Source organism: Chitinophaga sp. 9-1-y (assembly GCF_059511905.2).
Genome location: NZ_CM197955.1, coordinates 6,702,565 through 6,727,806, shown reverse-complemented (window position 1 = coordinate 6,727,806; position 25,242 = coordinate 6,702,565). Strand labels below are relative to the sequence as shown.

The window sequence follows — 25,242 nt, the reverse complement described above, 5'->3', positions numbered from 1 at the left end:
GCATTTAACGATGTTGGAATATGTTCTTTTTTTGCAAAAAAGTCTAAAATTTTAAAAGCTCAAAACTATTGTAGCGAATGATAGTAGCGACATGTACTAAAAAACCGCTATATCATTCGCTACAATAGCTTTGAGCTTTATGCTTTAAGCCTTATCGCTCTACTGTGGTGTATCCAGATTTTTCTTTGGATTCTTCTGCAGAACGTCATCAATGATGCCGTATTCTTTAGCTTCATCCGCGGTCATCCAGTAATCACGGTCAGAATCTTTTTCCACTTTTTTCACTGGCTGTCCGCAGTGGCTGGCAATGATTTCGTTCAGTTCCTTTTTCAGTTTCACGAACTCACGTGCAGTGATTTCGATGTCTGAAGTTTGGCCTTCTGCACCGCCGTGAGGCTGGTGAATCATTACGCGGGCGTGCTTCAGCGCAGTACGTTTTCCTTTAGCGCCGGCTACCAGCAATACAGCGCCGAAAGAGGCGGCCATACCGGTACAGATAGTAGCGATTTCAGGAGAAACTACCTGCATGGTATCGTAGATACCTAAACCAGCATACACACTACCTCCGGGGCTGTTAATGTACATCTGGATATCGCGGGTACGGTCGGAAGACTCCAGGAACAGCAACTGCGCAGTAATTACGTTTGCTACGTAGTCGTTTACCGGATCTCCGAGGAAAATAATACGATCAGCCATCAACCTGGAGAAAACGTCCATCTGTTGCATATTCAACTGACGCTCTTCAAGGATGTAGGGAGTCAGGCTGTTGAACTGGTTGTGGCTTTTAGCGTAACTGTCTACTACCAGGCTGCTGATTCCCCGATGCTGGATGGCATATTTTCTGAATTCATTATTAATGTTCATGATGGTGATGTTTATGAGGTAAATTAACAAAATCTTCTGCTTTGATTTCCTCTTCTTTCACGTTCACCTTTGCTTCAGCCCAGTCAAATAACTTGGCAGTGATCATTTCACGGTAAGTCTGGTCTACAAATTTCTCATCCTGTAACAGGCGATCCAGGTAGCTGTCTAACCATTCTGCTCCATCAGCAGCGGCGCCGCCATAGTAGCCTAATACTTTTTGTTTGGCATTTTCTTTCAGTTCTTCGAAAGAAACTTCCAGTTTATTTTCTTTAACCAGTTTATCGCTGATCAGTGTCCAACGTAATTGGTGGTCGAAACCAGGGAATTCTTTTTCTGCTTCATCCGCAGTTTTAGGTTTTTCACCACCTACCTGCAGCCAGCGTTTGAGGAAATCCTTAGGTAAATCCATCGGCGTTTCATGTACCAGTACTTCAAACAGGTCGTTGTGAAGGTGGTTACGGCTTTCAGAATCCCAGTATTTGCCGATTTCTTCTTTCAGTTTAGCGCGGAAAGCTTCTTCAGTAGTGATTTCTTCTCCCGGATAAACTTCTTTGAAGAACTCTTCATTCAGTTCTCTTTTTTCAATCAGACCAACTTTGGTAATGGTCAGTTTGAAATATTTGTTGGCTGCTTCTTTATCTGTTGTTTCGAAGCCCAGATCTTTCAGGATCCAGCCTAAACGTTGCTCATCAAAAGAAGTAGCTAATTGGAATACAATGCTGTCATCGTTCTTTTTACCCTGCAGCTCTGCCTGGATAGCAGGTGAGAAGTATTTAACCAGTAAAGCGTTTTCTTTTACAATACCGCCTTCTACGACATTGCCTTTTGCATCCGCTTCTTCGAATTTAACGTTAATCACGTTATCTTCTGAAGTAATTGTTTCTGGTTCGGTTGTTTTACCACCTTTCAACTGTAAACGCTGTACTTCGTCATTTACCATTTCGTCGGTAACAGCTACTTTATATTTGGTAAGGGTGGTTTTGTTGTTTTCCAGTGGAGTAATCGCGAAGCTGGGTTTCAGACCTACTTCAAATTCGAAGGCATAATCAGCAGGCTTGTTGAAGTCAAGATCTTTTGCCTGTTTTTCCAGAGATAACGGCTGGCCAAAGATTTCCAGCTTCTCTGTCTGTACATAACCCATCAACTCTCTTTCAACAGTTTTCAGGATTTCGTCACCAAAGATAGCCTGACCGTGCATTTTCTTTACCATACCTGCAGGGACCATTCCTTTACGGAAGCCAGGTATGTTTGCATTCTTGCTGAATTGCTTTACTGCTTTGTCAAAATTAGGAAGGTAGTCTTCCTGGCTCACTTTCACAGTGATCTTATCGTTCAATAAACCAATGTTTTCTCTCGTAACGGTTGCCATAATTGAATTGTATAAAAGTGTTCTTTAAGAAGCAATAATGATTCCTTGTTTATTTTTCTGCCATGAAGTCACAACGGCAAGTAGGAATGGCAGAGAACTCTTTTGGAATAAAATCAGGTGAAACTGTGTCTGAACAGGACTACAGTGACAATGAAAGTGAGGGAGAGCATAGCATTATCACGTTGCCATATTGACGCATTGCCACATAACATTATATGTACGGCTGGGAGGAACGCATGCTGTGAAGCAACAGATCCAATCGCCAGCCCATCTGCTGGCTTATCCACATCCGCGCGTTTTCGTACCTATTTCCTAATTGAACCTTTTTCAAATATAAACAACTGATTTTTAAATAGTTGTAAATATCGGTCAACTTTATGATCGCGCGAAGATAGCTATTTTTATTCTGTTTTGTGGGAAATCTGACCCAAAGACATCGGGAACCAGATTTTTAAAAGAAAGGCAGGCCCCTTCCGGAAAAGAGGCCTGCCAGGGACATTATTTTCATCTTTTACTTCCGGCGGATTGCCGCTTTCGCATCACATTGACAGGCCGCCTGCCAGTCGGCCAGCTTCGTATATACCTGCCCGTTCCAGATCCATTGCCCGGTCCCCCGGATATAATACCGGTTATCATCAATAAGGTTATCATGACCACTGCTGCTGTATTTGTGAATAAATACATCGCTGGTATCCCGGGCGTAAATACGGTTGCCCCGGATTGTGTTCCGGATACAATTCTCTGTCAGCCGGATTTCGCCCTCCGTTTCGCCGTTATGTCCCCTCACCTTGTTGTTGTACCGCAGGGTATTATTCTCAATCGTATTGCCTTCAGCCCTGCCATTGTTGTAACCTACATAGCCACCCATGTCTATCCCGGCCAGCCAGCAATTGTATACCAGGTTATCCCTGACAATGCAATTCATACTGGGGAACTGCTGGTTTTCGCTGGCCAGGCTGATCCCGCGATCACTATTGTAGATTTTGTTTCTTTCAATCGTGATATTTCTTGCCCCATCCACATAAATGCCAATAGCCCCATGCATATCACCAGAAGGACGGATAGGCCCAATGGAGGCATCTACATTAAACAACTCATTATCACTGATCACCCCATTACGGGCAAAATTCACTGCCGGATCCGGATTGGCGTAATAGCCCCCGGCCGCATCAATGCCAATGTTTTCGCAATTGTATATTTTATTGTGCCGGATGAAAAACGTATCTACGTAACCGTTAATAGTCAGATTTTCACTATAGCCGGTTTGGCAATCGTGTATGATGTTGCCGGTAATCGTCAGCTGTGTAATGGGGGAGGGGCTGTTACCCAGCACAGAAATAGCATGTGCGCTCCGGCCTTTTTCCGGTGCTACGGCATGCGCAATGTCATGTATTTCATTGTTTCTAACAATAATATGGCTGCCGGCGCCTTTTATCACGATCCCATCCGGATAAGCGTTTCCGGAGATGCTTTTAAAATTACTTACCTCGAAACCGTCCAGGATTACCCAGCTCACATTGTTAATGGTAACCAGTCCGTCAAATCCATTTACGGGTAGTGTATTCCCGTTGATGACCGGCTTTTCTCCCGCATAGGCCTGGAGGGTAATGTATTGTCCGTCGCTGCCTGAGCGGGGAAATACTACTTTCTCCGCATAGTCACCAGCCCTTACCAGTACCAGATCTCCGGGCATGGCTTTACTTAAGGCATAGCTGATAGTTTGCAGGGGAGATTGTTTGCTGCCGGAGTTTTGATTGTTTCCATTATTGGCTACATAATAAGTAGCTGGCGGAGCGCCGTAAGAGAGTGTGGAAGCAGCCAGAAACAGGGCTGTCCACAGTGTTTTAAATAGTTGCATGATATGAATCCGTTCGTAATAATCTTTAAAGGCAGACCTGACAGGTATTATCGCCCGTCAGGTCTGTTGAGATCAGCGGGAAACTATTTTCCTGATGCGATAGTTAACTGCATCTATCACGTAAACGACGCCGTTGTCGCCTACGGTCAGCCCTACTGGCACATTGAATAACGACAGACTGGCAAGGCCATCTGCATACCCTTTTGAAGAATTGCCGGCATAAGTGGATACATTCCAGGTATTGGCTTCAATGAAACGAACACATTGATTCGTGTTATTGTCGCCACCACCATAGGCAGCACCGCCGTTACCGCCGATATAGAGGTTATCGTTTTTATCGATAGCAATGCCCCAGGGGTGATCAAATTTGGCGGCAGCGCCAGGGCCATCTACCAAACCAGTTTGCCCCATGATGCCGGCAATAATGGTCATTTGTTTAGTGGTAGCATCTACCCGGCCAATAAAGGAACGGCTGTTATCTACCCCATAAAAATTCCCTTTGCTGTCTATTTCAATGGCGCTCAGGTTCTGGAAGCCACTGGCTACTTCGGTGAGGCTGCCATCTGTGGGGTTGACTTCCAGGATTTTACCGGGACCAAACTGGGCTACATATAACTTACCATTGCGTTTATCAATCGCTACATCAACGATGTCGCCTACACCAGCAACGGCGGTAACCATTCCATCTGCGGAAATTTTGCGTAACTGGCCATTCCAGGTATCGGCTACATAGATGTTGTTGTCTTTATCGATTTCTATGCCGTAAGGGTGATTGAACGTGGCTTCGGCTACCGGCCCGTTCCAGGAGCCACCGCTTGTATTGCTACCGGCTACGGTAGTCACTTTGCCGTCGGGTGTTATTTTGCGGATATTGTTGTTGGCGCCATCTGTTACATACAGGTTACCGGCGGCGTCGTGTGTCATTCCCTGGCCGTACTGGAAGTTGAATTTGGCATTGGCGCTGTCACCGTCTTTGTAGCCGGCTATTCCGGATCCTGTCATGGTACTTACATATTGCGCGGGCAGGTAATTGAAGTCCTGTGTACTGGTAACGCTGGTGCCGTTAATTGTAATGGTGACTTTCCCGGAACCTGCGCCGTCTGGTACGAGGAATATCAGGCGGTTGGCTACGGTACCGGTTACCACGGCTCTTACCCCGTTTACCAACACGGTTACGCCGGTGGTATCGTTGTTAAAATTATCTCCATATACCAGTATTTCTGTGCCGGTGCCACCTTTCATCGGAGAAAATTTTTCAATGACAATAGGGGCGCCGTTGTTGTGTCCCTGCACCTTATCTTTTTTGCAGCTTGCAAAGAGTAAAGGCAATCCGAGTAACAGCAACAAACGATATTTTATGATAGCGTTCATATGTTTTTCTTTTTAGGAATAAATAATACTATTACCAGCCTGGGTTCTGCACCAGGGCAGTGTCACGAACAATTTCAGATTGTGAAATAGGGAAGAGATACATCTTCTTATCGAACTGACGTGTTTGTAACAGGGTACGTTGATAGAAGCCTGTAAATCCAAATCCCTGATCGTTATCATCGGCCTCGAAATTCATTCCGTATACTTTCTTAAAATCGTCGTTGTCCATGTCTTTCCGGCGCGCGCGTGTCCACCAGTGGTCGCCACGTTCAAAGGCCATTTCAATCATGCGCTCACGGAGTATGTGTTTGCGCATTTCCTTCTGGTTGCCTATTGCAGCCGGGTATACCTGTTCTATAGGAGGTACGCCCGAACGTGCGCGGATTTTGTTCAGGTAAAGCGTAATATCGCTGTTGCCAGGATCTGATTCATTCAGGGCTTCTACATAATCGAGTAAAATGCCCGCGTAGCGGGTGATGATGAAAGGCCGGTAAGGGCTTGACCATGCGTATGCGTTGCCAGCAGGGCTTACGCCTTTAGCAATAAGATAGCCGGGGAAAGCATATCCCAGTGCCCTGCGTCCGCCGGTGCCACGGTAGTAGAATTCAATTCTTCCCTGTCCGTTTTTGTTGCCATCAGAAGAGTAACGGTTGCGGTCATCTGCTGTAGGGGCGGCAATTACCGGTCTTTTGTTATAACAGATACTAGCATAAAAGCGCGGTTCGCGATTGGCGTACATGTTCCAGTCGCCGGCAGCGTGGCCCCAGCTTTTATTATTAGCATCACCCGTGGGCGCAAAGCCGGTTTCCTGGTAGCTGGAAGTAGGATCGGTAATCCATTTCCCATTGTTCATGTAGTAGGCATCCACTGCATTTTGTGTAGCCGCAAATAGCTGGAAACCGCCCGGATAGGCTGTACAGTCGTGGTCCCAGTAGTGGGGGTTCCAGTTGGCGCAGGAGAAAATAATTTCATTATTCCATGGCGTCAGGAAAACACCGGTGTATGATTTGAAAGGATCAAATGTTTCCCCGTCATCTTCATTGGTATATAATTTATAAACACCCAGGTCTATCACTGCTTTGGCAGCGCTGGCGGCTGTAGCCCATTTGGAGGCATCCGCTTGGGTAGGTGCCAGCGGATTTCCTTGCTTGTCGCGGAAGTTGTTAAAGTCGGGATTGCCATTCCAGAGCGGACTGGCAGCCCATAAAGCCGCTTCTGCTTTAATAGCAAGGCAAGCACCTTTGGTCGGTTTGCCATACCAGGTAGAAGACCAGCTAAGGGGTAAGCCTGCTGCTGCTTCATCCATGAGCTGATTCACATAATTGATGCATACGTCAAAAGATGCGCGTGGATAGTTATTAAAATCGTCATTCAGGCCCAGTGTATTATCGAGTTTGATAAAGGGGCCGTAGCGCTTCAACAGGTTCCAGTAATAGTATCCACGGAGGAATTTAACTTCTGCTTTATATTGTTTTTTCAGATCATCGCTGAGTTCCTGTGTGGGTACTTTATCGATATTGTTTTCAAATACAAACGAGGAGCGGATGGCCGTATAGCAGCCACCCCAAATATCCCACATGGTGGTGGAAGGGCTCCAGTTGCCATCATTTATTTTACGGGCGTTTGTTCCGGGGATGGTAATGTAGCTGTCTTCCGTGATGCCCAGCATATAAGCGCCTTCATTTTCTCCAAACATCATATAGCCGTATATGGTGTATAGATAAGATTCTGCTTGTTTCCTGGTTTTCCATACCAGGTCTTCTGATAAAAGACTATCCGGCTGCTTGTCCAGGTAGTGGCAGGAAAGAAAAGCGCTGAAAAGTGGTAATATCAATAATAGCTTACAAATATTTTTCTTCATGATACTGCTGTTTGTGACTCAAAGCCGGTTAGAAATTTGTTTTGATACCGAAATTGATAGAGCGTAATGGCGGGTAACCGGTACCGTTAGCCTGGTTGAGTTCCGGATCCCACATTTTGAACCTGGAGAAAGTAAGCAGGTTTTGGCCGGCAGTATATACATATAAAGTCTGGAGTCCTATTCTTTTCAATAGTTCCGGGCGGAAGCTATAACCAAACTGTACATTTTTCAGGCGTATATAGTCTGCATGACGCAGCCACCAGGTACTGTATTGGTAGTTGTTATCGCCAGGAGTGGCAATGCTGAGTCTTGGATAGATAACATCCTGGCGTGGATTATCTACTGTCCATCTGTTGGTTACTTCTGTATAGAGATTGGCAGAAGTAAGACCACCCATGAAAGGAACGATGCCTCTTGCATTGTTATCCAATGCGCCGGTACTGGCAATGAGCATGATATCTACCTTGGCGGCACCCTGGAAGAAGCCTTCGAGATGGAAGCCATGAAAGTCCAATGCCAGGCCCGCACCATACATGATTTTAGGAGCGGTAGTATTGCCTATAGGTACCATGTCATTGGCATCAATTACGCCATCGTTGTTGATATCTTTGTATTTGATATCACCCGGACGAACAGTACCAAACTTCTGTACTGCATGTTTATTAATATCGGCGTCATCTGTAAATAATCCTTCAGACACCAGCCCTCTCAACTGATTAAATTGCTGCCCCTTATTGGAAAGCCATGGGTACAAGGGTACTGGTTCGTCATTCTCAATAATTTTATTGGTGGCATAAGTAAAGGTGCCATAAACATTGAACCGCAAGCCACCTATTTTATCCGTGTAATCCAGTGTACCGTCTATACCCTTGTTGTTCATGACTCCCAGGTTTGCATAAACTGGTGCGGTGTTACCCAGGAATCCAGGGAGAGAAAGCCGGTTAATTAAAATCTTCTCTCTCCGTTCTTTGAAGAGGTCTACTGTCAGGTTCAGTTTGTTGAATAGTTCAAGGTCTACTCCAATGTTTTGTTTGGTGGCAATTTCCCAGGAAAGGCCCTGTACTCCTATTTTGTTTTGATAAATGCCGCTATAGAAGCTAGGGGTATAACCAAAAGAAATACCGCCACCACCGGCATAAGAAGTGATGTAAGGGAAACGGTCGTTATTGACACTACCAATTCTATCATTTCCTACTTTACCCCAGGAGGCTCTTACTTTCAACATGCTGATAGCATGTTTTAAATTCGCAAAGAAATCTTCCTGGCTGATTACCCAGCCGGCAGATACGGATGGAAACGCGCCGAAACGGCGACCTTTCTCGAAGTTTTCAGAACCGGTGGCGCCCATATTTACCTCCGCCAGGTATTTGTCTTTGTAGCCGTAAGTCAATCTTGCTGCGAGGCCCTGGTTACGGTAAGGAATACCGCCAATGGCATCTCCGGCGGATCCATTTGTCTTTTCCCGCATATTGTACAATAACAGACCGCCTATGCGATGTTTACCATCAAACAAACGATCATAGGCGATGTTGGTTTCGAGGTACATGGTGCGTTGTACGCTGCCTGTGCCGGACTGGAAGCCCATAAAGTTATCGCCGTAGTTGGTTTGTATGTATACCAGGTTGCCCTGGGCATCGCGGCGATAAGCCTGCCAGGTATCTATATTTTTAGTTCTGCGCAGGTCTGTTTCACTATAGGAGTCAAAAGAGAAACGGGCCGTAGCAGAAAGACCTTCTGTGATGGCGTCCAGCTTCTGATTCAGTGAAAAAACCGATTGCATAGTGGGCTTAAATTCACGGGCATATCCGCTGTTTTGCAACGAATTCACCGGGTTTACGCCCTGGTTGGTAATAGGCCCCGCCCATTTGCCATCAGGGTACCTGATAGGAAACAGGGTAGGTGGCTGCATCATGGCCTGGTACCAGGCCGTTTGCGCAGAAACGCCCGGGTAGTTGGCATTCACCAGCATGGCACCGAGGCTGAGACCCAGCGTGGTGCTTTTACTGAGGTTCATGTCTATATTAGAGCGGAAGTCGAAACGATTGTAGCCTACATTCGAATTGTAAGGATTATCGGGGTTCATCCGATAGTTGCCTTTTTGGTTAAAATAAGAACCGGAAACATAGTAACGGGCGAAAGCACCACCACCATTGGCACTCAGGTTTACATTGGCGCCTGGAGGGGACCAATCCTTATACATGGCGTCTACCCAGTTTACATCCGGGTACAGGTAAGGATCTACACGACTCCTGGTTTTTTCTATCTGGTCAGCGCTGAATTGTTCTTTGCCCAGGGCTTCGTTGTATAACGTCATCCAGGTGGCGCCATCTACAAACTTAGGTGTCTGGGTAAGGCCATTGATGCCACTTTCTACTTTTGCTGCGATACGTGGTTTACCCGCTACGCCTCTTTTAGTGGTGATCAGCACTACACCGTTGGCGCCTCTGGCGCCATATATCGCGGTGGCGGAAGCATCTTTCAGGAAAGAAACACTTTCAATGTCTTCGGGATCTATATTGCTCCAGGAAGAGGTTTGGTCGTCACGTTGTACGCCGTCTACCAGCACCATTGGGCTGGGGTCTCCGGTAAAGGTACTTACACCGCGGATGTTGAACGTGTTGGGCTCATCGTAACCAGGTTCGCCTCTGGACTGTTGCATGAGTACACCAGCTACACGGCCTCCCAGCGAATTAGCCAGGGAACGGGCAGGCGTTTTCAGTTGATCTACTTTAACCGTAGATACAGCGCCGGTTACACTGATCTTCTTTTGTGTACCATAACCCACTACCACCAGCTCATTCATTTTGGATACGTTGAAGTCCATCGTGATTTTCAGGGCTTGTTTCCCTTTCACTACTAGAAACTCAGGCGTCATTCCCATCATGGTGAAATGAAGGGAGTCGCCGGATTTGGCCAGGATAGTAAACGTACCCAGTTCATCGGATTGGGTATTTTTACCGGTTGATTTATTGACGATCGTTACACCAATCAATGCCTGGCCTTTTGTATCCCATATCTGTCCTTTTACGGGTGCTGGTTGTTCCTGTTGCACAGCGGGAACAACTACTGGCTTCTTCTCCGGCGGCTGTTTAGCAATATAAATTTGATTGCCTTCTGCATCAAAAGCAAGTCCCAAAGGCTGGAGCAGGTCTCCAAGTACTTCCCGGAGCGTTTTGTTGTCGGCTTTTACAGACACTACTGATTCTTTGATCAGGTTAGTACCTGCGTAATAAAATTTGACATTCATCCTGCCTGCGATCGTAGTGAGGGCATCGGGCAGCTTTACATGGGAGAGGTGCAAGGTCATGCGGGTATCCAGCTCATGCTGTCCGTAACCTTTTGCACAATACGCTACCATAACGGTGGATAACAGGCATCCTAATACCAGCGTGGATATCCTCATAAACCTGATGAATAAAGAAAGTTGAAAGTGTAGTCCTCTTTTCATAGATTTGATAGTGAAAAATGATTAAGAAAATCCTGTTACTGCATCAAGGTTCCTACGCCCTGCAGTAATCGGATAAACAGACTTGACATTTTTTTCCAGGGGCTGATAATTCCTCTTTCAGCCCCTTTTTAATTTTGGTTGACCTATCCTGGCATAACATGGTTTTTGCTGATGAACGAATTCCCGGAAAGCCTCACTGTTAGCTATTCCGAATCATTAACCCTTTTGTTTTTTACATTATTTTCCAGCTTTCATTAACGTGTACTTGTTCCCTGTTTTAGTATATTTAAGGGACAGTGTTTTCGTGATTTTTTTAATAGCTTCTTCAGGTGATATATCTGCGAGATCGGCGAAGATGGTCATCTTTTCTATCTCCGCCGGCATTTCTAAAGTGATATCATATTTGTGTGACAGTTGCAGGGCTACGGCCGACATAGGCACATCGCGGAAAATCAGTTTCCCTTCTTTCCACGTCATGTCATCAGCGGCTGCCGTTACTAATTCTTTTTTATAGCTATGTGCCTGTTTGTTATAAGTAAGTTGCTCATTGGCCCGTAACAACGCAAAGGATGCGGTATCCTGTGCAACAGATATTTTCACTGCCCCGGTTAATACGGTAAGTGTAAAGAGGTTGTAATCCGCATAGGCGTTCACATTAAAGCTGGTCCCCAATACGTGGGTAGTCATGCCGGCGGCATTTACCGCAAAGGGATGCATACTGTTAGGTGTAATCTCAAAATAAGCTTCCCCTTCCAGGCTTACCTGTCGCGGTCCCCGCTTGAATACTTTTGGATATACCAGTTTGGAATCCGCATTCAGCCAAATAACGGAACCATCGGATAATGCTACCCGGGCTTTTTCTCCTTTGCCGGTTACTTTTTGGGTGAGCTGTTCCGGGTCGAGTGCATTCATCAATGCAGTCCATTTCAGGGAAACTCCGTAACCCAGCAGTGCCGCCACCATAGCGGCGGCAGCCAACCGGATAAAGATGATCCGCTTATTGCTGGTTGGTGCAGGAAGTGGATCCGCTACACTTATTTGCGCCAGGATGGCACTTTTCATTTCCTGTTCCAGCTGTACTTTATCTGTTGCATTAAAGGAGTCCAGTACGTTGGCTTCTTTTTCAAAATACTGGTAATACTCCCAAAGAAAACCAGCTTCTTCGGGGGTAGTTTTTCCCTGTAAATACTTTTTAGCGAGCGCTGAAAATGCAGATTTTTTATCCTGGTCCATATCGGAAATGCCCCTTTATGGTATATGTACTGAAAACGGGTAAATCTCCCACGCGGGATAAAAAATTATTTTAAACAAGCAGGGTAAAGAGATGGGTAAGGCGGGCGCGCAGATGCTGTACTGCTTTGCCCAGTTGGTTTTGAACAGTTTTTTGGGAGATATTTAGGTGGATGGCAATATCACGGGTATTCATTTTCTCCTCGTAATATAGTTGGAAAATTTCCCGGCGTTTTTCAGGCATGGTATTAATCCAGGCATGTATCACTTGCTGGGTTTCTTTTTCGGCTAATTGGTTATCGGCTGCATAAGGAGAGGTGGCAATTTTTTCAAATAATTCCATGAAAGCAGGACCAGTGGCTTGTTTGGCAACCAGTTTATATACCTGGTAATGAACTGCCATGTGAAGGTAGCCACTTACGTTATCTATACTCAACTCACTTTTCCTGCGCCAAAGGTCAGCAAAGATGTCTTGTAGCAAATCCCTGCATTGTTCCCTGTTGCGTAAACGCTTATAGGCTGCATTGTACATAGATTCCCAGTAACGATGGTATAGCTCCTCAAAAGCGGAGACATCATCGTTCCTGATCAATAACAGCAGTTCCAGGTCACTCAGCATGATAAATTGATAACATCGCAATTATAAGGCACTCGGTATCTAAGATGGTTGGTCCCGAAATATAAGAAGGAATATAAGATTTTCAAAATGAACCGGTAAATGGTGTTTACCTTTTTAGAGAGAAAGAAGAAAATCCAGGAGATTTATAAATAACTGAAAATCAAAAAAGTGCGGATGAAGGGACTCGAACCCCCATGCCTCGCGGCACCAGATCCTAAGTCTGGCATGTCTACCAATTTCATCACATCCGCAAAAAAAGTAAGATCTTTCCTGTGTGAGCCGGTTTTTGCCGTAGGCTAAAATACCTGCTTATTTAGCTCAAAAAGGATTGCAAAGGTATTGTTTTTTGCGAATTAACAAAATCATTTATAAGAGAACTTCTGCCCCGATTTTAAAAATAATTAGAATTAGCGGCTTAAATTGGAGATCAATTATTGTATAAGTCTATCTGATGCTATGGCTAAAACCTTTTTTGAAGAATTAAACAGTGCCGGTGCTACTGGTGTAGCCTACAAGAATATCAACCTGAAAAAGGCTGCCCTGGCCTATTTCGCGAATTCCGGCAATGCTACTATTGCGGATTTGTGTAAAGAACTGAACCTGAGTACCCCCAAGGTGACCAACCTCGTCAACGACCTGATAACAGATGGGTTGGTGATGGATTATGGTAAAATAGAGTCTACCGGCGGCCGTAAGCCCAACTTGTATGGGCTGGTACCAGATTCTGCTTTTTTCATCGGTGTGGATGTAAAACAGGACCATCTCAATCTGGGCTTGTCTGACCTGCATAAAAACCTGGTGACTACCGTAGAAGGGCTGCCTTATGAACTGGACAACACAGAAGCTTCACTGGAGCAATTATGCCAGTTGATCAACAACTTTATTAATGGTCTTTCTGTACCGAAGGAAAAAATCCTTGGTATTGGCATCAATATCGCCGGGCGTATCAACTACGCTACCGGTTATAACTATAGCCTGTTTTACTTCGATGATAAGCCGCTCAGCGAGGTGATTGCCTCCAAAGTGGGGATCCGCGTATTCCTGGAGAACGACTCGCGGGCGATGGCCTACGGAGAGTTTTGCTCTGACCTGGTAAACGGGGAACGCAATGTATTATTCCTTAACCTCGATTATGGTATAGGAATGGGCGTACTGATAAATGGAGAACTGTACTACGGCAAATCCGGCTATAGTGGAGAAGTAGGGCATATTCCGATGTTTGATAATGAAATTATTTGCCATTGTGGGAAGAAGGGATGTCTCGAAACAGCCGCTTCCGGCTGGGCTTTGGTAAGCATGTTCCGCGAAAAACTGGCCGCCGGGTCTTCTTCCATGCTGTCTCGTACGCATCAATCGCCGGACGATATTCATCTGCACGACATTATCGAAGCTGCTAACAACGACGATATGCTGGCTATTGAACTGATTGCAAAAGTAGGAGAGAACCTGGGCAGGGGCGTAGCCTTACTGATGAATATCTTCAACCCGGAATTGGTTATTCTTGGTGGAGCGCTGGCGGCTACCCAGGATCATATCCGCTTGCCTATAAAGAGTGCAATGAAGAAATACTCCCTGAGCCTGGTGAGCAATGATTCCAAATTGAAAATGTCCAGCCTGGGTGAGCGTGCCGGCATTATCGGCGCCTGCCTGCTGGTTAGAAATAAGGTATTGATAAGTTAATTTGAATAAGGCCGGGTTTTAAGTAACTTTATAGACTTACCTGAATTCCATTTTCTTACCCAAAAAGATTTGTTATGTCGAACACATTAACGTCCTACCTCATTTTTAACAACAATTGTCGGGAAGCGATGACTTACTATCATGATGTCCTGGGTGGCGACCTCAAAGTAATGACCATGGCAGATTCTCCCATGAAAGACCAGGTTCCTCCCGGCGCTGAAAATTTGGTGATGCATGCTTTTTTACAGGCAGATGGATTTGCCATCATGGCTTCTGATGGTATGGTGGGAGCACCTCCTGTAAATGGTGATTCGGTGCAACTGGCGCTGGGCGTAAACTCCAATGAAGACGCAGATAGCATCTTCGGTAAACTGGCCGCTGGTGGCTCTATTGAAATGCCAATCCAGGAAACTTTTTGGGCACATCGTTATGGCCAGCTGACCGATAAATTCGGTATTCACTGGATGGTGAGCTATAATAAGCCAATGCCGATGTAGCTTTTAGCCATTAGCTTTTAGCTTTTAGAAAAAATGCAGCGAAGATGATGTGATGTCAATCTTCGCTGCATTTTTTCTAAAAGCTATTTCTACTTCCGCTTCCTGAAAAAGGAAAATATTCCTCCTCCTCTCAGTTGATTTTTTTTCTCTGCTGCCGGTTGAAATCCGGGATCATTTAACACAATCAGATCGATTAATTTTTTGCAGGATCCGGTATCTCCTTTTCCTTCAAAAGCCAGCGCCATGGTATATCGTATAGAAGATGCCTCAGTATCCCATGACCAGTTATTGGCAGCATAAATATTCACACATTGCATGGCATAGTTAATACATTCATCGTATTCCTTTTCTCCCAACCAGGCTTCTGCCATAAAAGCGTATACCCCAAACCGGTAGTTCGGTGAATTGTCGTTGGCATCGCCGGTAGCCATGATATCCAGCGTGTGCTGTAAATCAGCCAGGGCAGTTTGATAACGGCCCAGCTTCAGCGCGGCCTTACCTCTGAAGTAGTAAATTTTCATTTGTGAGATGACCGGCAATTGCGGGATACCACCAATGGAAATACGGTTATTGATAGCGCCAATGCAGTGTTCATACTGGGCATTATCGAAGTAAAGATACATCAGGTTGAAATAGGCATCACTGTCGTCCGGCTTCTCTACCAGGTGGCTTTCCAGCGCCAGGATACGTTCCGACAGGTCATCTGCGCTATCGGTTCTGATAAAGGCACGCCCGGTTTTTATACGGTCAATATTGTAGGTAATTGTATTGCGGTCATACTCTTCTAGTTCCTGCATGTCGCGGGCAATCCAGCTGTTGTATTCCGAGAGAATTTTTTCATAGAGATCCAGTGCTTCTGCATGCCGTTCCAGGGAACAGAGGTCGTCGATCATGCGTTCGTGAATAGACACATAATACGTAAGTGGCAGGGCTTCTGTGAAATTCTCCAGGATGGTTTGGCGGTCATCGATGGCTTCTGCCAGTTTCCCCATGCTGTGATACGCATCTGCTCTTGATTCGAGCTGTTCCCAGAAGGGCGACATATTATAACCCACGGTATGTACATGTGCTGCTTCCACAAAAATGCCTCCTTCGTATAAGGTGATGCCATAGTTATTACAACACATGGCAAAATGATGGGGATGTCCGGCGTAAGAGGTGCCTTTGTTTTCATACCAGTAAGCATGATAAATATCAAAGGCTTGTTTGTAAAGAAACCGCTTTAATGGCAGCGCTAATTGTTTGGCGGAAGGGTCTTTTTCCAGTTGAATGATTTCGCTGAAAATAACGCCGGCAGCGTACCAGTCGTACGGTACCGGGTGTGTTATTTCCCGCCATTTCTCCGGGAATTGACCGGTTACTTTATAGCTGGTGTAATACCATCTAACCATGCTGAATGGGTAAGGACGGATAGCCAGCGATTTTTCATACCAGGGAAGTGCTTCCTGGTAGCTGCCAATGTTAAAGAACGCATTGGCGGTGTAGTGATAGAAGTAGGCTTCTTCCGGATATTGGGAAATGTATCTTTTACCGGTAGAAATCTGTTCCAGCGTGCCTTCATCATGGTCATCCCCGTAAAACTGTTGCCAGAATTCGGTAGTGCCTTTGCAGAATTCCCGGGCCAGTCCGGCATGGCGTACGCCATCTGCCAGCAGTTGTTGCACATGTTTCAGCAGGCGTAACATATCTTCCCGGGTATTTTCTCCGGAACTAACAAGGATTTGCAGCATCGTGGCAGCAAAGTCATAGTCAGCCATGTCGAGTGCAAACCAGGTAGTAGATAGCAACCGGTTATTATACACGGTGCATTCAAAAGCCTGTTTATAATATTCCAGTGCGGCGGGCCGGTTATCGGTATGGTAATATACATCGCCGATGCGGGTGTAGCATTGAAAGCGGGCTACGTTGAGCTGTGGCAGATCATCTGCGTACAGCGACTCGTACACCTGCAGGTTCCGGCGCATATCGGCCAGTGCCTTTTCTGTTTCATTTTTCAGTACCCATACCTGGAACCGGTATAACAATGCTTTGGTAATCAGTTCTTCATCACCGGCGGCAATCAGGATATCGCAGTCATTAATGGTTTCGTCACTTTTATCGGTCATTACGTTGGCGCCCATGTAGGCGCGGTGTACCCGGGCCTGCTGATGAGCAGGATCCAGTGCCAATACCTGGCTGAAAGCTTCGTAAGCGGCTTCATACATCGCGTTGACCAGGTCATTGTTATCGGTGGCCTTGGCGTTTTCGAGCTGCGACAAGCCGAGCAGCTGCCAGCCCCGGACTTCGCCGGGATGGTCCTGTAAATATATTTCCAGCTTCGTTATTGCTTCGGTATATGCCTGCTCATTATACAGCCTTTCCAGTTCGTCTAAATGCATATGCGCTTAATTAGGACGTGTAATTTATTAATAAAGGGCCACGATGATAAATAAAATCTGAATAGTTCCGTCCGAAGATTTATATTTAAAGACCATTTTTTATCAACCAGAAACATCCAAATCCTTTGCCATGAAAGCAATAACTGTATTGTTATTACTCCTGTGCAATACTGTCGCGTATGCGCAGGAATGCGATTGCCGGAAGAAATTTGACAGCGTACAGGTCTATCTCAGAAAAAACTATGTAGGATTTATTGACAAGGTCACCCCGGCCACCCAGCAAGCCTACACCACCATGGTAGGCAAATTGCAATTGCAGGCGGCCACCATCAAAGGTGCTACGCATTGCCTCTTGCTGGTGAACCGTTACCTACGTTTTTTTAAAGATCAGCACCTGGCGCTCCATATCGGTTATACACCGGTAAAAGAGAAAATTGCCCTTAACCAACAGCAACTGGATCAGTTGCAGCAACAACCTGTTACAGCCGTGGCAGGTGTTTACCAGGCCGACAGCCTGTTTAAAATTGCCCTGGTGAAAAATGCACGGGGACTACGCAGTTATGCCGCAGTAGTCCTGGAATCGGCGGTACCCGACTGGCAACCGGGAGAGGTGATTTTTGAACTCGCCGCCAACGGAGGCGATAAGTTTGATGTAATCAGTTATCAGCATCACCAGGTTGATTTTGATACTGTTACCATTAACAGGCAGCGGGATGGTTTATCCCTGTTGGGTTGGCAACGGCCCGGCGCCCATCGTCCGGCACCACCTAAAGAAGTTCCTGCATTTGAAGATGCGCCGGCTGCCGCTTTCTTTTTCAGGCAGATAAACGATAGTACCGGCTATCTGCGCATCGGTAGTTTCGACGCAGGGCAGTATTACCTGGCCGATTCCGTACTCAATGCCAATGATGAGTATCTCCGGAAAAATACGAACCTGGTCATAGATGTGCGTGGCAACGGATTGGGTGCAGATAAACTCACAGAGCGTCTCCGCCCACTACTATATACCCAGCCCGTACGGATTATCGGGGCCGATTTTTATGCAACGCCCGATAATATCAAGTCATGGAGCCACCTCCTGGACGAGCAGGCAGGTAAATTACCGGAAGAATATGTGGAGCAACTCAGAAACCTGATCCACCAGGGCGATGGCTTGCAGGGACGTTTAGTAAGCATGGGACCAGATGAAAACATGATCCTGCCTTCACCGTTACCTATTCCCGCTAAAATAGGCATTATCATGAATGGCCGGTGTAGCAATACAACTGAGCAATTCTTGCTGGAAGCCGTGCAGAGTAAAAAGGTAAAACTGCTCGGTACCCCGTCTTTGGGGGCACTTGATTATGCAAATGTCAACACCGTGAAATTTACCGCGCCTGACTTTAGGATCGATTACCCGGTAACCCGCTCCCGCCGGGTGGCTGCCGGACAAGGTATTGATAATAAAGGCCTACAGCCGGAAGTGAAGCTGGATTTCTATCATCCGGGATGGATGGGAGAGGTCGTGAAAAACTTATAATGCTGTAGTCATTAAGGATGGATTAACACTTGACCGCACATTATTAACCACCTTTACCTCAACAAAGCATATGCTCAATGCATATATGAGGGTTTAAAAATAGTAACAATGGTAGAAAAGCCGCCTCACAATTCTTTGTGAGGCTTTTTCTTTAAAATACCTTTTGCTGGAGTATATCAGCGAGTATATGTGTTAGTTCATGCAAGCTGTTAGGCTTTGTCAGAAAATAAGCCGCACCCAGTTCCCGGGTCTCTTTCTTATCTGACTCGTGCGAAGAAGTAGTATAAATGATAACAGGAATGTGTTTTAAATGATCCAGCTGCTGTATTTCAGCGAGGAATTGCTTCCCGTCAACCCTGGGCATATTCAGGTCCAGGAATATCAAATCAGGGATAGGGTGGTTACTGAGCTTAATTAATGCATCTTCCCCATTGGTAGCTTCCTGGTAAATAATATCCGGTGCCAATTCTTTTAATACTTCACCAAATATCATCCTGTCATCTATATCATCATCAATTAAAAGTACAGAGGTATATTTACAACTATCAGCCATATCATTTTGAATAGGGACAAATCTATGATTTTGTTATTATTTTATTATCATTATAATTCAGTTTTGCCCGCCGTTTGGAATGAAATGTGCTTGAACCCGGTAAGCAATGCTGCTGACGAATAATACCAGCATTTAAAACTAAACAAGCTCAGGCAGATGAAGAAATTTTTTATGCAACTTCCATTGCCCAGGAAGTTGATGCTAATAGCTGTAATACCACTGATTTGTCTCATCTATTTTGGCGTAGCCGTATTTAATAAACAAAATGCAGATATTGACACCATCGATAACCTGGTCCGGAAAGTCACTACGGCTACGGCTATCATGAAAGTAGCTGACGAAATACATATGGAACGCAGGAACAGCGTGAACTATGTATTACAAACCGGTAGCCTGAACGATCTGTTGACACAACGTGCTAAAACAGATCTCGCCATTGAAGCCGTAAAAGGCCGGTTGCTGGCAAGTGATAGCCGTTTCTTCCAGTACTCACTGTTGAATACGCTCCCCAAAAAGCGTAAGGACATCGACAACAAGACGATGCCCCAGCGGGAAGTATTGGATTATTATTCCAATCTTATTTTCCGTTTGAATGACCTGGCCAACACCAATACACCGGATATCCCGGTACTGAAAGGGTTGCAACAGGATATGAATGCCCAGTACTTGCTGGCTCAGATGTCGGCCTACCAGGGCATGATACGGATGGATATCTATTACTTCATGCTGAAAAAGGAAGTATGGCCGGAAGACTTTGCCCGTATCGAAAACAATACGGATATGTATAATTCCCTCCGTGCGGAACTGGTAGATAAAGCCTCGCCAGAGGTAGTGAAGGATTTTCAGAAGATGGAAACGACGAATGAGTATACCATCACCACTAATTTCATTAACAGCACCATCACCGCCCGTAAAATTGATACCCTCTTCAATGCAGATTCCTGGTGGGACAATTCTTCCCTGGCAGTAGACCAGATCAAACAACTGCAACGTACTATCATCGATAAAGTAGCCAGGGATGCCAAAACCATTTCCCAGAAAGAAAATGATCTGAAAACCCGCTATCTCGTTGCCCTGGTGCTGATAGTGGTATTGGTGATTGTGTTTGTTACCATCACTATAAAAAGCATTACAGATAGCCTGGAACTATTGAGAACGGCTGCCGGCAACATTGCCAAAGGGATTCCGGGAACAGTCCCGGAAATGCATAGCCGCGACGCTATCGGCAGTTTGGCCCGCTCTTTTGGAGCCATCGATCAAACCAGCCAGGAACTGTCCGCAGCAGCCGACAGCATCGGTAAGGGGAATTTTAATATTGATGTAAAGCCCCGCAGTAATGATGATGTGCTGGGACATGCCATTGTACAAATGGCGGCTGATCTTAAACAATTCCGCTACCAGAATGACCAGAAAATATGGATTCAAACCGGGTTGAATAATATCAGTGAAACCTTATTGGGAGAAAAAGACCTGGTGACGCTCAGCCAGGATGCTTTAAATGATATGGTACAGTATACCGGCGCACAAACCGGTGTGTTGTATGTCCGGTATGCAGTGGAATTACACCTGTCTGCCGGCTATGCGCTGTCTCCGGAACACCCGGCGCCACCTGTAATTGAGTTGGGCAAAACCTTGCTGGGACAGCAGGTATTGGAGAAGAAACCACTTTATCTCGAAAAGGCGCCTAATGACTTTCTGCATATTGCCGGCGGCACCGCTGCCGCGCAACCCGGTTATGTATTGATTATTCCGTTAGTACATGCCGGGGTTACGGAAGGGGTGATAGAAATGGGCTCCCTCTATCCGTTCAGCGAAAACGTAATCGATTTTGCAAAACAAGCATCCGTAAATATTGCTATTGCCCTGCAAAGTACCCGAAGCCGCACCCGGCTGCAGGAATTGCTGGAAGAAACACAGGCACAGGCAGAAGAATTGCAGACCCAGCACAGTGAACTGGAAAGCATGAACGTAGAACTGGAATCACAGGCCCAGAAGCTACAGGTATCAGAAGAAGAGCTGAAAGTACAACAGGAAGAACTGATGCAATCCAACGCGGAGCTGGAAGAAAGAAGCCGCCTGCTGGAAGAAAAAAATCAGATCATCGTAGAACGTAACCTGGATATACATAAGAAAGCAGAAGAGCTGGCCCTCAGCACCCGTTATAAATCAGAGTTCCTGGCTAATATGTCGCATGAACTGCGCACACCGCTGAACTCTATCCTGCTATTATCAAGATTGCTATCCGAAAATCACGACCTCAACCTCAATAGCGACCAGGTAGAATATGCACAGGTGATTAATAGCTCCGGTAAAGGTTTGCTCACACTGATTGATGAAATACTGGACCTGTCGAAAATAGAATCCGGTAAAATGGAGCTGGAATACGGAGACGTTTCCGTGGCGGATATTTGTTCCAATATGCAGGCATTGTTTGAGCCTATGGCCAAAGAAAAAGGACTACAGCTGATATTGCATACAGCTGTCGGTGCGCCCGCTACGATTGAAACAGACCAGGTAAGACTGGAGCAGATTCTGAAAAACCTGTTGTCCAATGCCCTGAAGTTTACGGCACGAGGTAGCGTACGACTGGAAGTGCAAACAACGGAAACGCCGCAGGAGATTCGCTTTGCGGTAAAAGATACAGGTATTGGTATTCCGGAAGATAAGCAACAGGTAATCTTTGAAGCCTTTCAGCAGGCAGATGGTTCTACCCGTCGCAAGTATGGTGGTACCGGGCTGGGACTTTCTATCAGCCGGGAACTGGCTAAATTACTGGGCGGAGAACTGGGAGTGAGCAGTGTGAGCAATGAAGGCAGTGAATTCTATATCAGTATTCCTGTTACCCGTAAAGCAGCTACCCCCGCCAACGATCCTTTCGTACTGCCGCCACCGGTAGTAGAAGCGCCAGTTGGCACGCCAGATAAACAACGTTTCCTGTCGCCCACTATTCCGGAAGGGATTAATGATGATCGTGGCCTCATTAAAAAAGGAGAACCAGTAATATTGATTGTAGAAGATGATACGAATTATGCGAAAGCGTTGTTGAGTTTTACGCATACGAGAGGGTATAAGGGTATTGTGTGTGTACGGGGAGATGAAGCGGCAGAAATGGCACGTATTTACAAGCCTATCGGCATTTTGCTGGATATTCAGCTGCCGGTAAAAGACGGTTGGCAGGTGATGGAAGAATTGAAAAATGATCCACAAACCAGGCCGATACCGGTGCATATTATGTCTTCCATGGAAGTTAAAAAAGAAAGCCTGCTGAAAGGAGCGGTAGACTTTATCAGCAAGCCGGTAGACATGGAAAGTATGCAACTCATTTTTGAAAAAATGGAGTTTGTATTGCAGCGGTCTACCAAAAAAGTGCTGATATTGGAAGAAAATGCCAAACATGCCAAAGCATTGGCTTACTTCCTCAGCAACTATGAAGTAAGTTCCGAAATCAGCGATAATGTGGCAGATGGTGTATCGCTGCTGCAGCAAAAAGATGTTGATTGCGTAATCCTGGACATGGGTATTCCGGACGAAAAAGCTTACGAAGCGCTGGAAATGGTGAAGGAAATAAAGGGCCTGGAAAATCTGCCCATCATCATTTTTACAGGTAAAAGCTTGTCAAAATCGGAAGAACAACGTATTCGTCAATATGCGGATTCCATTGTGATAAAAACCGCGCATTCCTATCAGCGTATGCTCGATGAGGTGTCGTTATTCCTGCACCTGGTTTCAGAGAATGCGCCGGCAGCTGCTGGCGGCAATGGTAAGATGGGGATGTTGAATGAAGTATTGAAAGATAAGACAGTGTTGATAGCAGATGATGATGTACGCAATATTTTCTCATTAACAAAAGCACTGGAGAAGCACCAGATGAAGGTATTGTCGGCCATAGATGGGAAGGAAGCGCTGCAACAACTCAAAGAGCACCCGGCAGACATTGTGCTCATGGATATGATGATGCCTGAAATGGACGGGTACGATGCCATTGCTACTATACGGAAACAACCGCAATGGAGAAACCTGCCGATTATCGCCGTTACTGCCAAAGCCATGATGGGCGACCGGGAGAAATGTTTGCAGGCCGGCGCCTCCGATTATATTTCCAAACCAGTGGATGTGGATCAGTTACTGTCGCTCCTACGGGTATGGTTATACGATAAAGCCATGAAATAGTTGTATGGAACAGAAACAGGTATTAATAGTAGATGATGATATGCGCAATATTTTTGCGCTCAAAGCGGTGTTGAAATCGAGATCTATTCCTTGTTTATCAGCCGCTACCAGCGCAGAAGCGTTACAGTTGTTATCCGCCAATCATCACATAGGTGTGGTGCTAATGGATATTATGATGCCAGATATGGATGGATATGAAACAATTGCGGCCTTGCGGGCCATGCCCTGGAATCGTAGCCTGCCAGTGATTGCCGTCACGGCCAAAGCCATGGTAGGCGATCGTGAAAAGTGCCTGGAGGCAGGAGCCGATAACTATATTTCCAAACCCATTGATGTAGATGAATTACTCTTGCAGCTACAACAATATTTATCCATATAAAAATTGAGCAGGAACCCGATAAGTGAGCCAGAAGTTAATTTGTTGCTGAACGATGTACTGGAACGGTACGGCTACGATTTTACAGCATATGCACCCGCTTCTATTAACCGGCGGGTGAATCACCTGTATGTGACAGACAGGTTTCCCAGTTTCGCGGAATACCGCTACCGCATCATTTCCGATCCAACTTACGCCCTGCGCTTTGTAGAAGAGATTACCGTCAATGTGACGGAGATGTTCCGGGATCCTTCTTTTTACCAGGCCTTACGTACACAGGTGTTGCCTGTACTGGCTACCTATCCGTTTATCCGGGTCTGGCACGCTGGCTGTTCTACCGGAGAAGAAGTATATTCTTTTGCCATCCTGCTGAAAGAAGCGAAACTGCTTCATAAAGCAGTGATCTATGCTACCGATATCAATGCCAGTGTACTGGAGAAAGGACGAAAGGGCATATTCCGGCTGTCCCAGATGCAGCAATATTCCCGTAATTACATGGAGTCAGGCGGGAGGGAAGATTTCTCTGCTTACTATACCGCTAATTATGAATACGCTAAATTCCGGGAAGACCTCGGGGAGAAGATCATCTTCTCCCCGCATAACCTGGTAACAGATGGATCTTTTAATGAGTTCCAGCTTATCATATGTCGTAATGTATTGATTTACTTTAATAAACAATTGCAAGACCGGGTATTGACTTTGTTTAGTGACAGCCTTGAGCAGCTTGGGTTTCTGGCATTAGGGAGTAAGGAAACACTTAACTTTACCAGTGTAACCGGGAAGTTCAGGCAACTGGAAAGCAGGGAAAAAATCTGGCGGAAAATGCAACTGTAATGACGAAACAAAAGTCCTTATGACAACAGCGCCGTATTTAATTGTAATTGGTGGTTCCGCCGGCGGGCTACAACCTATTTTAACATTGCTGCCCGCATTGACTCATGCTCTCAATGCCGCTGTTATCATTGTTTTACACCGGCAAAGCCACTACGAATCGGTATTAACAGAATTGTTGTCCGCCAAATCATTATTGCCGGTGAAAGAAGCCGCTGAAAAGGAATTGTTGCTGCCAGGAGTAATTTATATTGCGCCAGCCGATTATCACCTGTTGATTGAACGGGATCATACCTTATCACTGGATGATTCAGAAAAAGTGAATTTCAGCCGCCCGAGTATAGACGTTACTTTCTCTTCCGCCGCGCTGGCCTATCGCAGCAATATGGCGGCCCTGCTGCTATCGGGAGCCAACAACGATGGTACAGAGGGCCTAAGAGACGTACACGAAGCAGGTGGCACCACCGCTGTGCAGGACCCCTCCACCGCAGAAGTAGATTATATGCCCCGCCACGCGATAGAGCTGGCGCCGGTAGATATTATCCTGCAGCCGGGCGAGATGGCTGGCTTTATTAATGAGATAGCAGGTATATAGCAGGCGTGTTATGACCATTTTAA

At 45.9% G+C, this 25,242-nt stretch carries 17 protein-coding genes and 1 tRNA gene; 7 read left to right on the top strand and 11 right to left on the bottom strand.

The genetic code is table 11. From position 1 onward, the window contains the following. Window positions 1–159: 159 nt before the first annotated feature. The 9 genes from clpP to AC5ZC7_RS26580 form a co-directional block, all read right to left on the bottom strand. A complete protein-coding gene (gene clpP, locus AC5ZC7_RS26620) occupies window positions 160–864 on the bottom strand; it encodes an ATP-dependent Clp endopeptidase proteolytic subunit ClpP (protein ID WP_291928596.1) in 705 nt (234 codons plus the stop codon). Beyond that, a complete protein-coding gene (gene tig / locus AC5ZC7_RS26615) occupies window positions 854–2,233 on the bottom strand; it encodes a trigger factor (RefSeq protein ID WP_496162902.1) in 1,380 nt (459 codons plus the stop codon). The genes clpP and tig overlap by 11 nt, the downstream gene beginning before the upstream one ends. A 511-nt stretch (window positions 2,234–2,744) precedes the next feature. Further along, entirely contained in the window at window positions 2,745–4,091 is a 1,347-nt protein-coding gene (locus AC5ZC7_RS26610) for a right-handed parallel beta-helix repeat-containing protein (protein ID WP_496162903.1), read from the bottom strand. Window positions 4,092–4,163: 72 nt separating this feature from the next. Then, window positions 4,164–5,462: an IPT/TIG domain-containing protein gene (locus AC5ZC7_RS26605; protein WP_496162904.1), complete on the bottom strand. Its 1,299-nt coding sequence runs from the start codon at window positions 5,460–5,462 to the stop codon at window positions 4,164–4,166. A 31-nt stretch (window positions 5,463–5,493) separates the two neighbouring features. Further along, window positions 5,494–7,323 carry a RagB/SusD family nutrient uptake outer membrane protein gene (locus tag AC5ZC7_RS26600; protein ID WP_496162905.1) on the bottom strand — a complete coding sequence of 610 codons (1,830 nt, stop codon included), beginning with the start codon at window positions 7,321–7,323 and terminating at the stop codon, window positions 5,494–5,496. A 28-nt stretch (window positions 7,324–7,351) separates the two neighbouring features. Further along, window positions 7,352–10,726, bottom strand: a complete 3,375-nt coding sequence (locus AC5ZC7_RS26595) for a SusC/RagA family TonB-linked outer membrane protein (protein WP_496162906.1) — start codon at window positions 10,724–10,726, stop codon at window positions 7,352–7,354. Between the two features lie 282 nt (window positions 10,727–11,008). Then, window positions 11,009–12,004, bottom strand: a complete 996-nt coding sequence (locus AC5ZC7_RS26590; protein ID WP_496162907.1) for a FecR domain-containing protein — start codon at window positions 12,002–12,004, stop codon at window positions 11,009–11,011. 70 nt (window positions 12,005–12,074) lie between these two features. After that, window positions 12,075–12,620 carry a sigma-70 family RNA polymerase sigma factor gene (locus tag AC5ZC7_RS26585; protein ID WP_496162908.1) on the bottom strand — a complete coding sequence of 182 codons (546 nt, stop codon included), beginning with the start codon at window positions 12,618–12,620 and terminating at the stop codon, window positions 12,075–12,077. Between the two features lie 169 nt (window positions 12,621–12,789). Continuing rightward, a tRNA-Leu gene (locus AC5ZC7_RS26580) sits at window positions 12,790–12,871 on the bottom strand. A 205-nt stretch (window positions 12,872–13,076) separates the two neighbouring features. Here AC5ZC7_RS26580 and AC5ZC7_RS26575 point away from each other — a divergent pair. After that, window positions 13,077–14,300 carry an ROK family protein gene (locus AC5ZC7_RS26575; RefSeq protein WP_496162910.1) on the top strand — a complete coding sequence of 408 codons (1,224 nt, stop codon included), beginning with the start codon at window positions 13,077–13,079 and terminating at the stop codon, window positions 14,298–14,300. A gap of 74 nt (window positions 14,301–14,374) precedes the next feature. Beyond that, the gene (locus AC5ZC7_RS26570) at window positions 14,375–14,797 is read left to right on the top strand and encodes a VOC family protein (RefSeq protein WP_496162911.1); all 423 of its coding nucleotides are present in this window, start codon (window positions 14,375–14,377) and stop codon (window positions 14,795–14,797) included. A gap of 89 nt (window positions 14,798–14,886) precedes the next feature. On the opposite strand, the gene AC5ZC7_RS26565 is transcribed toward AC5ZC7_RS26570, so the two are convergent. After that, the gene (locus AC5ZC7_RS26565) at window positions 14,887–17,175 is read right to left on the bottom strand and encodes a tetratricopeptide repeat protein (RefSeq protein ID WP_496162912.1); all 2,289 of its coding nucleotides are present in this window, start codon (window positions 17,173–17,175) and stop codon (window positions 14,887–14,889) included. 130 nt (window positions 17,176–17,305) lie between these two features. On the opposite strand from AC5ZC7_RS26565, the gene AC5ZC7_RS26560 reads away from it, so the two are divergent. Continuing rightward, window positions 17,306–18,694: a S41 family peptidase gene (locus tag AC5ZC7_RS26560; RefSeq protein WP_496162913.1), complete on the top strand. Its 1,389-nt coding sequence runs from the start codon at window positions 17,306–17,308 to the stop codon at window positions 18,692–18,694. Window positions 18,695–18,845: 151 nt separating this feature from the next. Here the strand turns inward: AC5ZC7_RS26560 and AC5ZC7_RS26555 are convergent, their stop codons facing one another. Then, window positions 18,846–19,247 carry a response regulator gene (locus tag AC5ZC7_RS26555; protein ID WP_496162914.1) on the bottom strand — a complete coding sequence of 134 codons (402 nt, stop codon included), beginning with the start codon at window positions 19,245–19,247 and terminating at the stop codon, window positions 18,846–18,848. 156 nt (window positions 19,248–19,403) lie between these two features. Here AC5ZC7_RS26555 and AC5ZC7_RS26550 point away from each other — a divergent pair, with 156 nt between their 5' ends. From AC5ZC7_RS26550 to AC5ZC7_RS26535, 4 genes are read left to right on the top strand one after another with little or no spacing between them, the layout of a single operon-like run. Next, complete coding sequence (locus AC5ZC7_RS26550; RefSeq protein WP_496162915.1) at window positions 19,404–23,417, top strand: response regulator; 4,014 nt, start codon at window positions 19,404–19,406, stop codon at window positions 23,415–23,417. Window positions 23,418–23,421: 4 nt separating this feature from the next. After that, window positions 23,422–23,796: a response regulator gene (locus AC5ZC7_RS26545; protein ID WP_496162916.1), complete on the top strand. Its 375-nt coding sequence runs from the start codon at window positions 23,422–23,424 to the stop codon at window positions 23,794–23,796. Between the two features lie 3 nt (window positions 23,797–23,799). Continuing rightward, entirely contained in the window at window positions 23,800–24,627 is an 828-nt protein-coding gene (locus AC5ZC7_RS26540) for a CheR family methyltransferase (protein WP_496162917.1), read from the top strand. 19 nt (window positions 24,628–24,646) lie between these two features. Continuing rightward, window positions 24,647–25,219 carry a chemotaxis protein CheB gene (locus AC5ZC7_RS26535; protein ID WP_496162918.1) on the top strand — a complete coding sequence of 191 codons (573 nt, stop codon included), beginning with the start codon at window positions 24,647–24,649 and terminating at the stop codon, window positions 25,217–25,219. The last annotated feature ends 23 nt before the right edge of the window (window positions 25,220–25,242 follow it).

Coding starts and splice junctions, on each gene's coding strand:
- AC5ZC7_RS26585 (WP_496162908.1), bottom strand. CDS start 12,620: ATGCTGAGTGACCTGGAACTGCTGTTATTGATCAGGAACGATGATGTC.
- clpP (WP_291928596.1), bottom strand. CDS start 864: ATGAACATTAATAATGAATTCAGAAAATATGCCATCCAGCATCGGGGA.
- AC5ZC7_RS26610 (WP_496162903.1), bottom strand. CDS start 4,091: ATGCAACTATTTAAAACACTGTGGACAGCCCTGTTTCTGGCTGCTTCC.
- AC5ZC7_RS26595 (WP_496162906.1), bottom strand. CDS start 10,726: ATGAGGATATCCACGCTGGTATTAGGATGCCTGTTATCCACCGTTATG.
- AC5ZC7_RS26535 (WP_496162918.1), top strand. CDS start 24,647: ATGACAACAGCGCCGTATTTAATTGTAATTGGTGGTTCCGCCGGCGGG.
- AC5ZC7_RS26550 (WP_496162915.1), top strand. CDS start 19,404: ATGAAGAAATTTTTTATGCAACTTCCATTGCCCAGGAAGTTGATGCTA.
- AC5ZC7_RS26575 (WP_496162910.1), top strand. CDS start 13,077: ATGGCTAAAACCTTTTTTGAAGAATTAAACAGTGCCGGTGCTACTGGT.
- AC5ZC7_RS26560 (WP_496162913.1), top strand. CDS start 17,306: ATGAAAGCAATAACTGTATTGTTATTACTCCTGTGCAATACTGTCGCG.
- AC5ZC7_RS26605 (WP_496162904.1), bottom strand. CDS start 5,462: ATGAACGCTATCATAAAATATCGTTTGTTGCTGTTACTCGGATTGCCT.
- tig (WP_496162902.1), bottom strand. CDS start 2,233: ATGGCAACCGTTACGAGAGAAAACATTGGTTTATTGAACGATAAGATC.
- AC5ZC7_RS26545 (WP_496162916.1), top strand. CDS start 23,422: ATGGAACAGAAACAGGTATTAATAGTAGATGATGATATGCGCAATATT.
- AC5ZC7_RS26590 (WP_496162907.1), bottom strand. CDS start 12,004: ATGGACCAGGATAAAAAATCTGCATTTTCAGCGCTCGCTAAAAAGTAT.
- AC5ZC7_RS26570 (WP_496162911.1), top strand. CDS start 14,375: ATGTCGAACACATTAACGTCCTACCTCATTTTTAACAACAATTGTCGG.
- AC5ZC7_RS26565 (WP_496162912.1), bottom strand. CDS start 17,175: ATGCATTTAGACGAACTGGAAAGGCTGTATAATGAGCAGGCATATACC.
- AC5ZC7_RS26555 (WP_496162914.1), bottom strand. CDS start 19,247: ATGGCTGATAGTTGTAAATATACCTCTGTACTTTTAATTGATGATGAT.
- AC5ZC7_RS26600 (WP_496162905.1), bottom strand. CDS start 7,323: ATGAAGAAAAATATTTGTAAGCTATTATTGATATTACCACTTTTCAGC.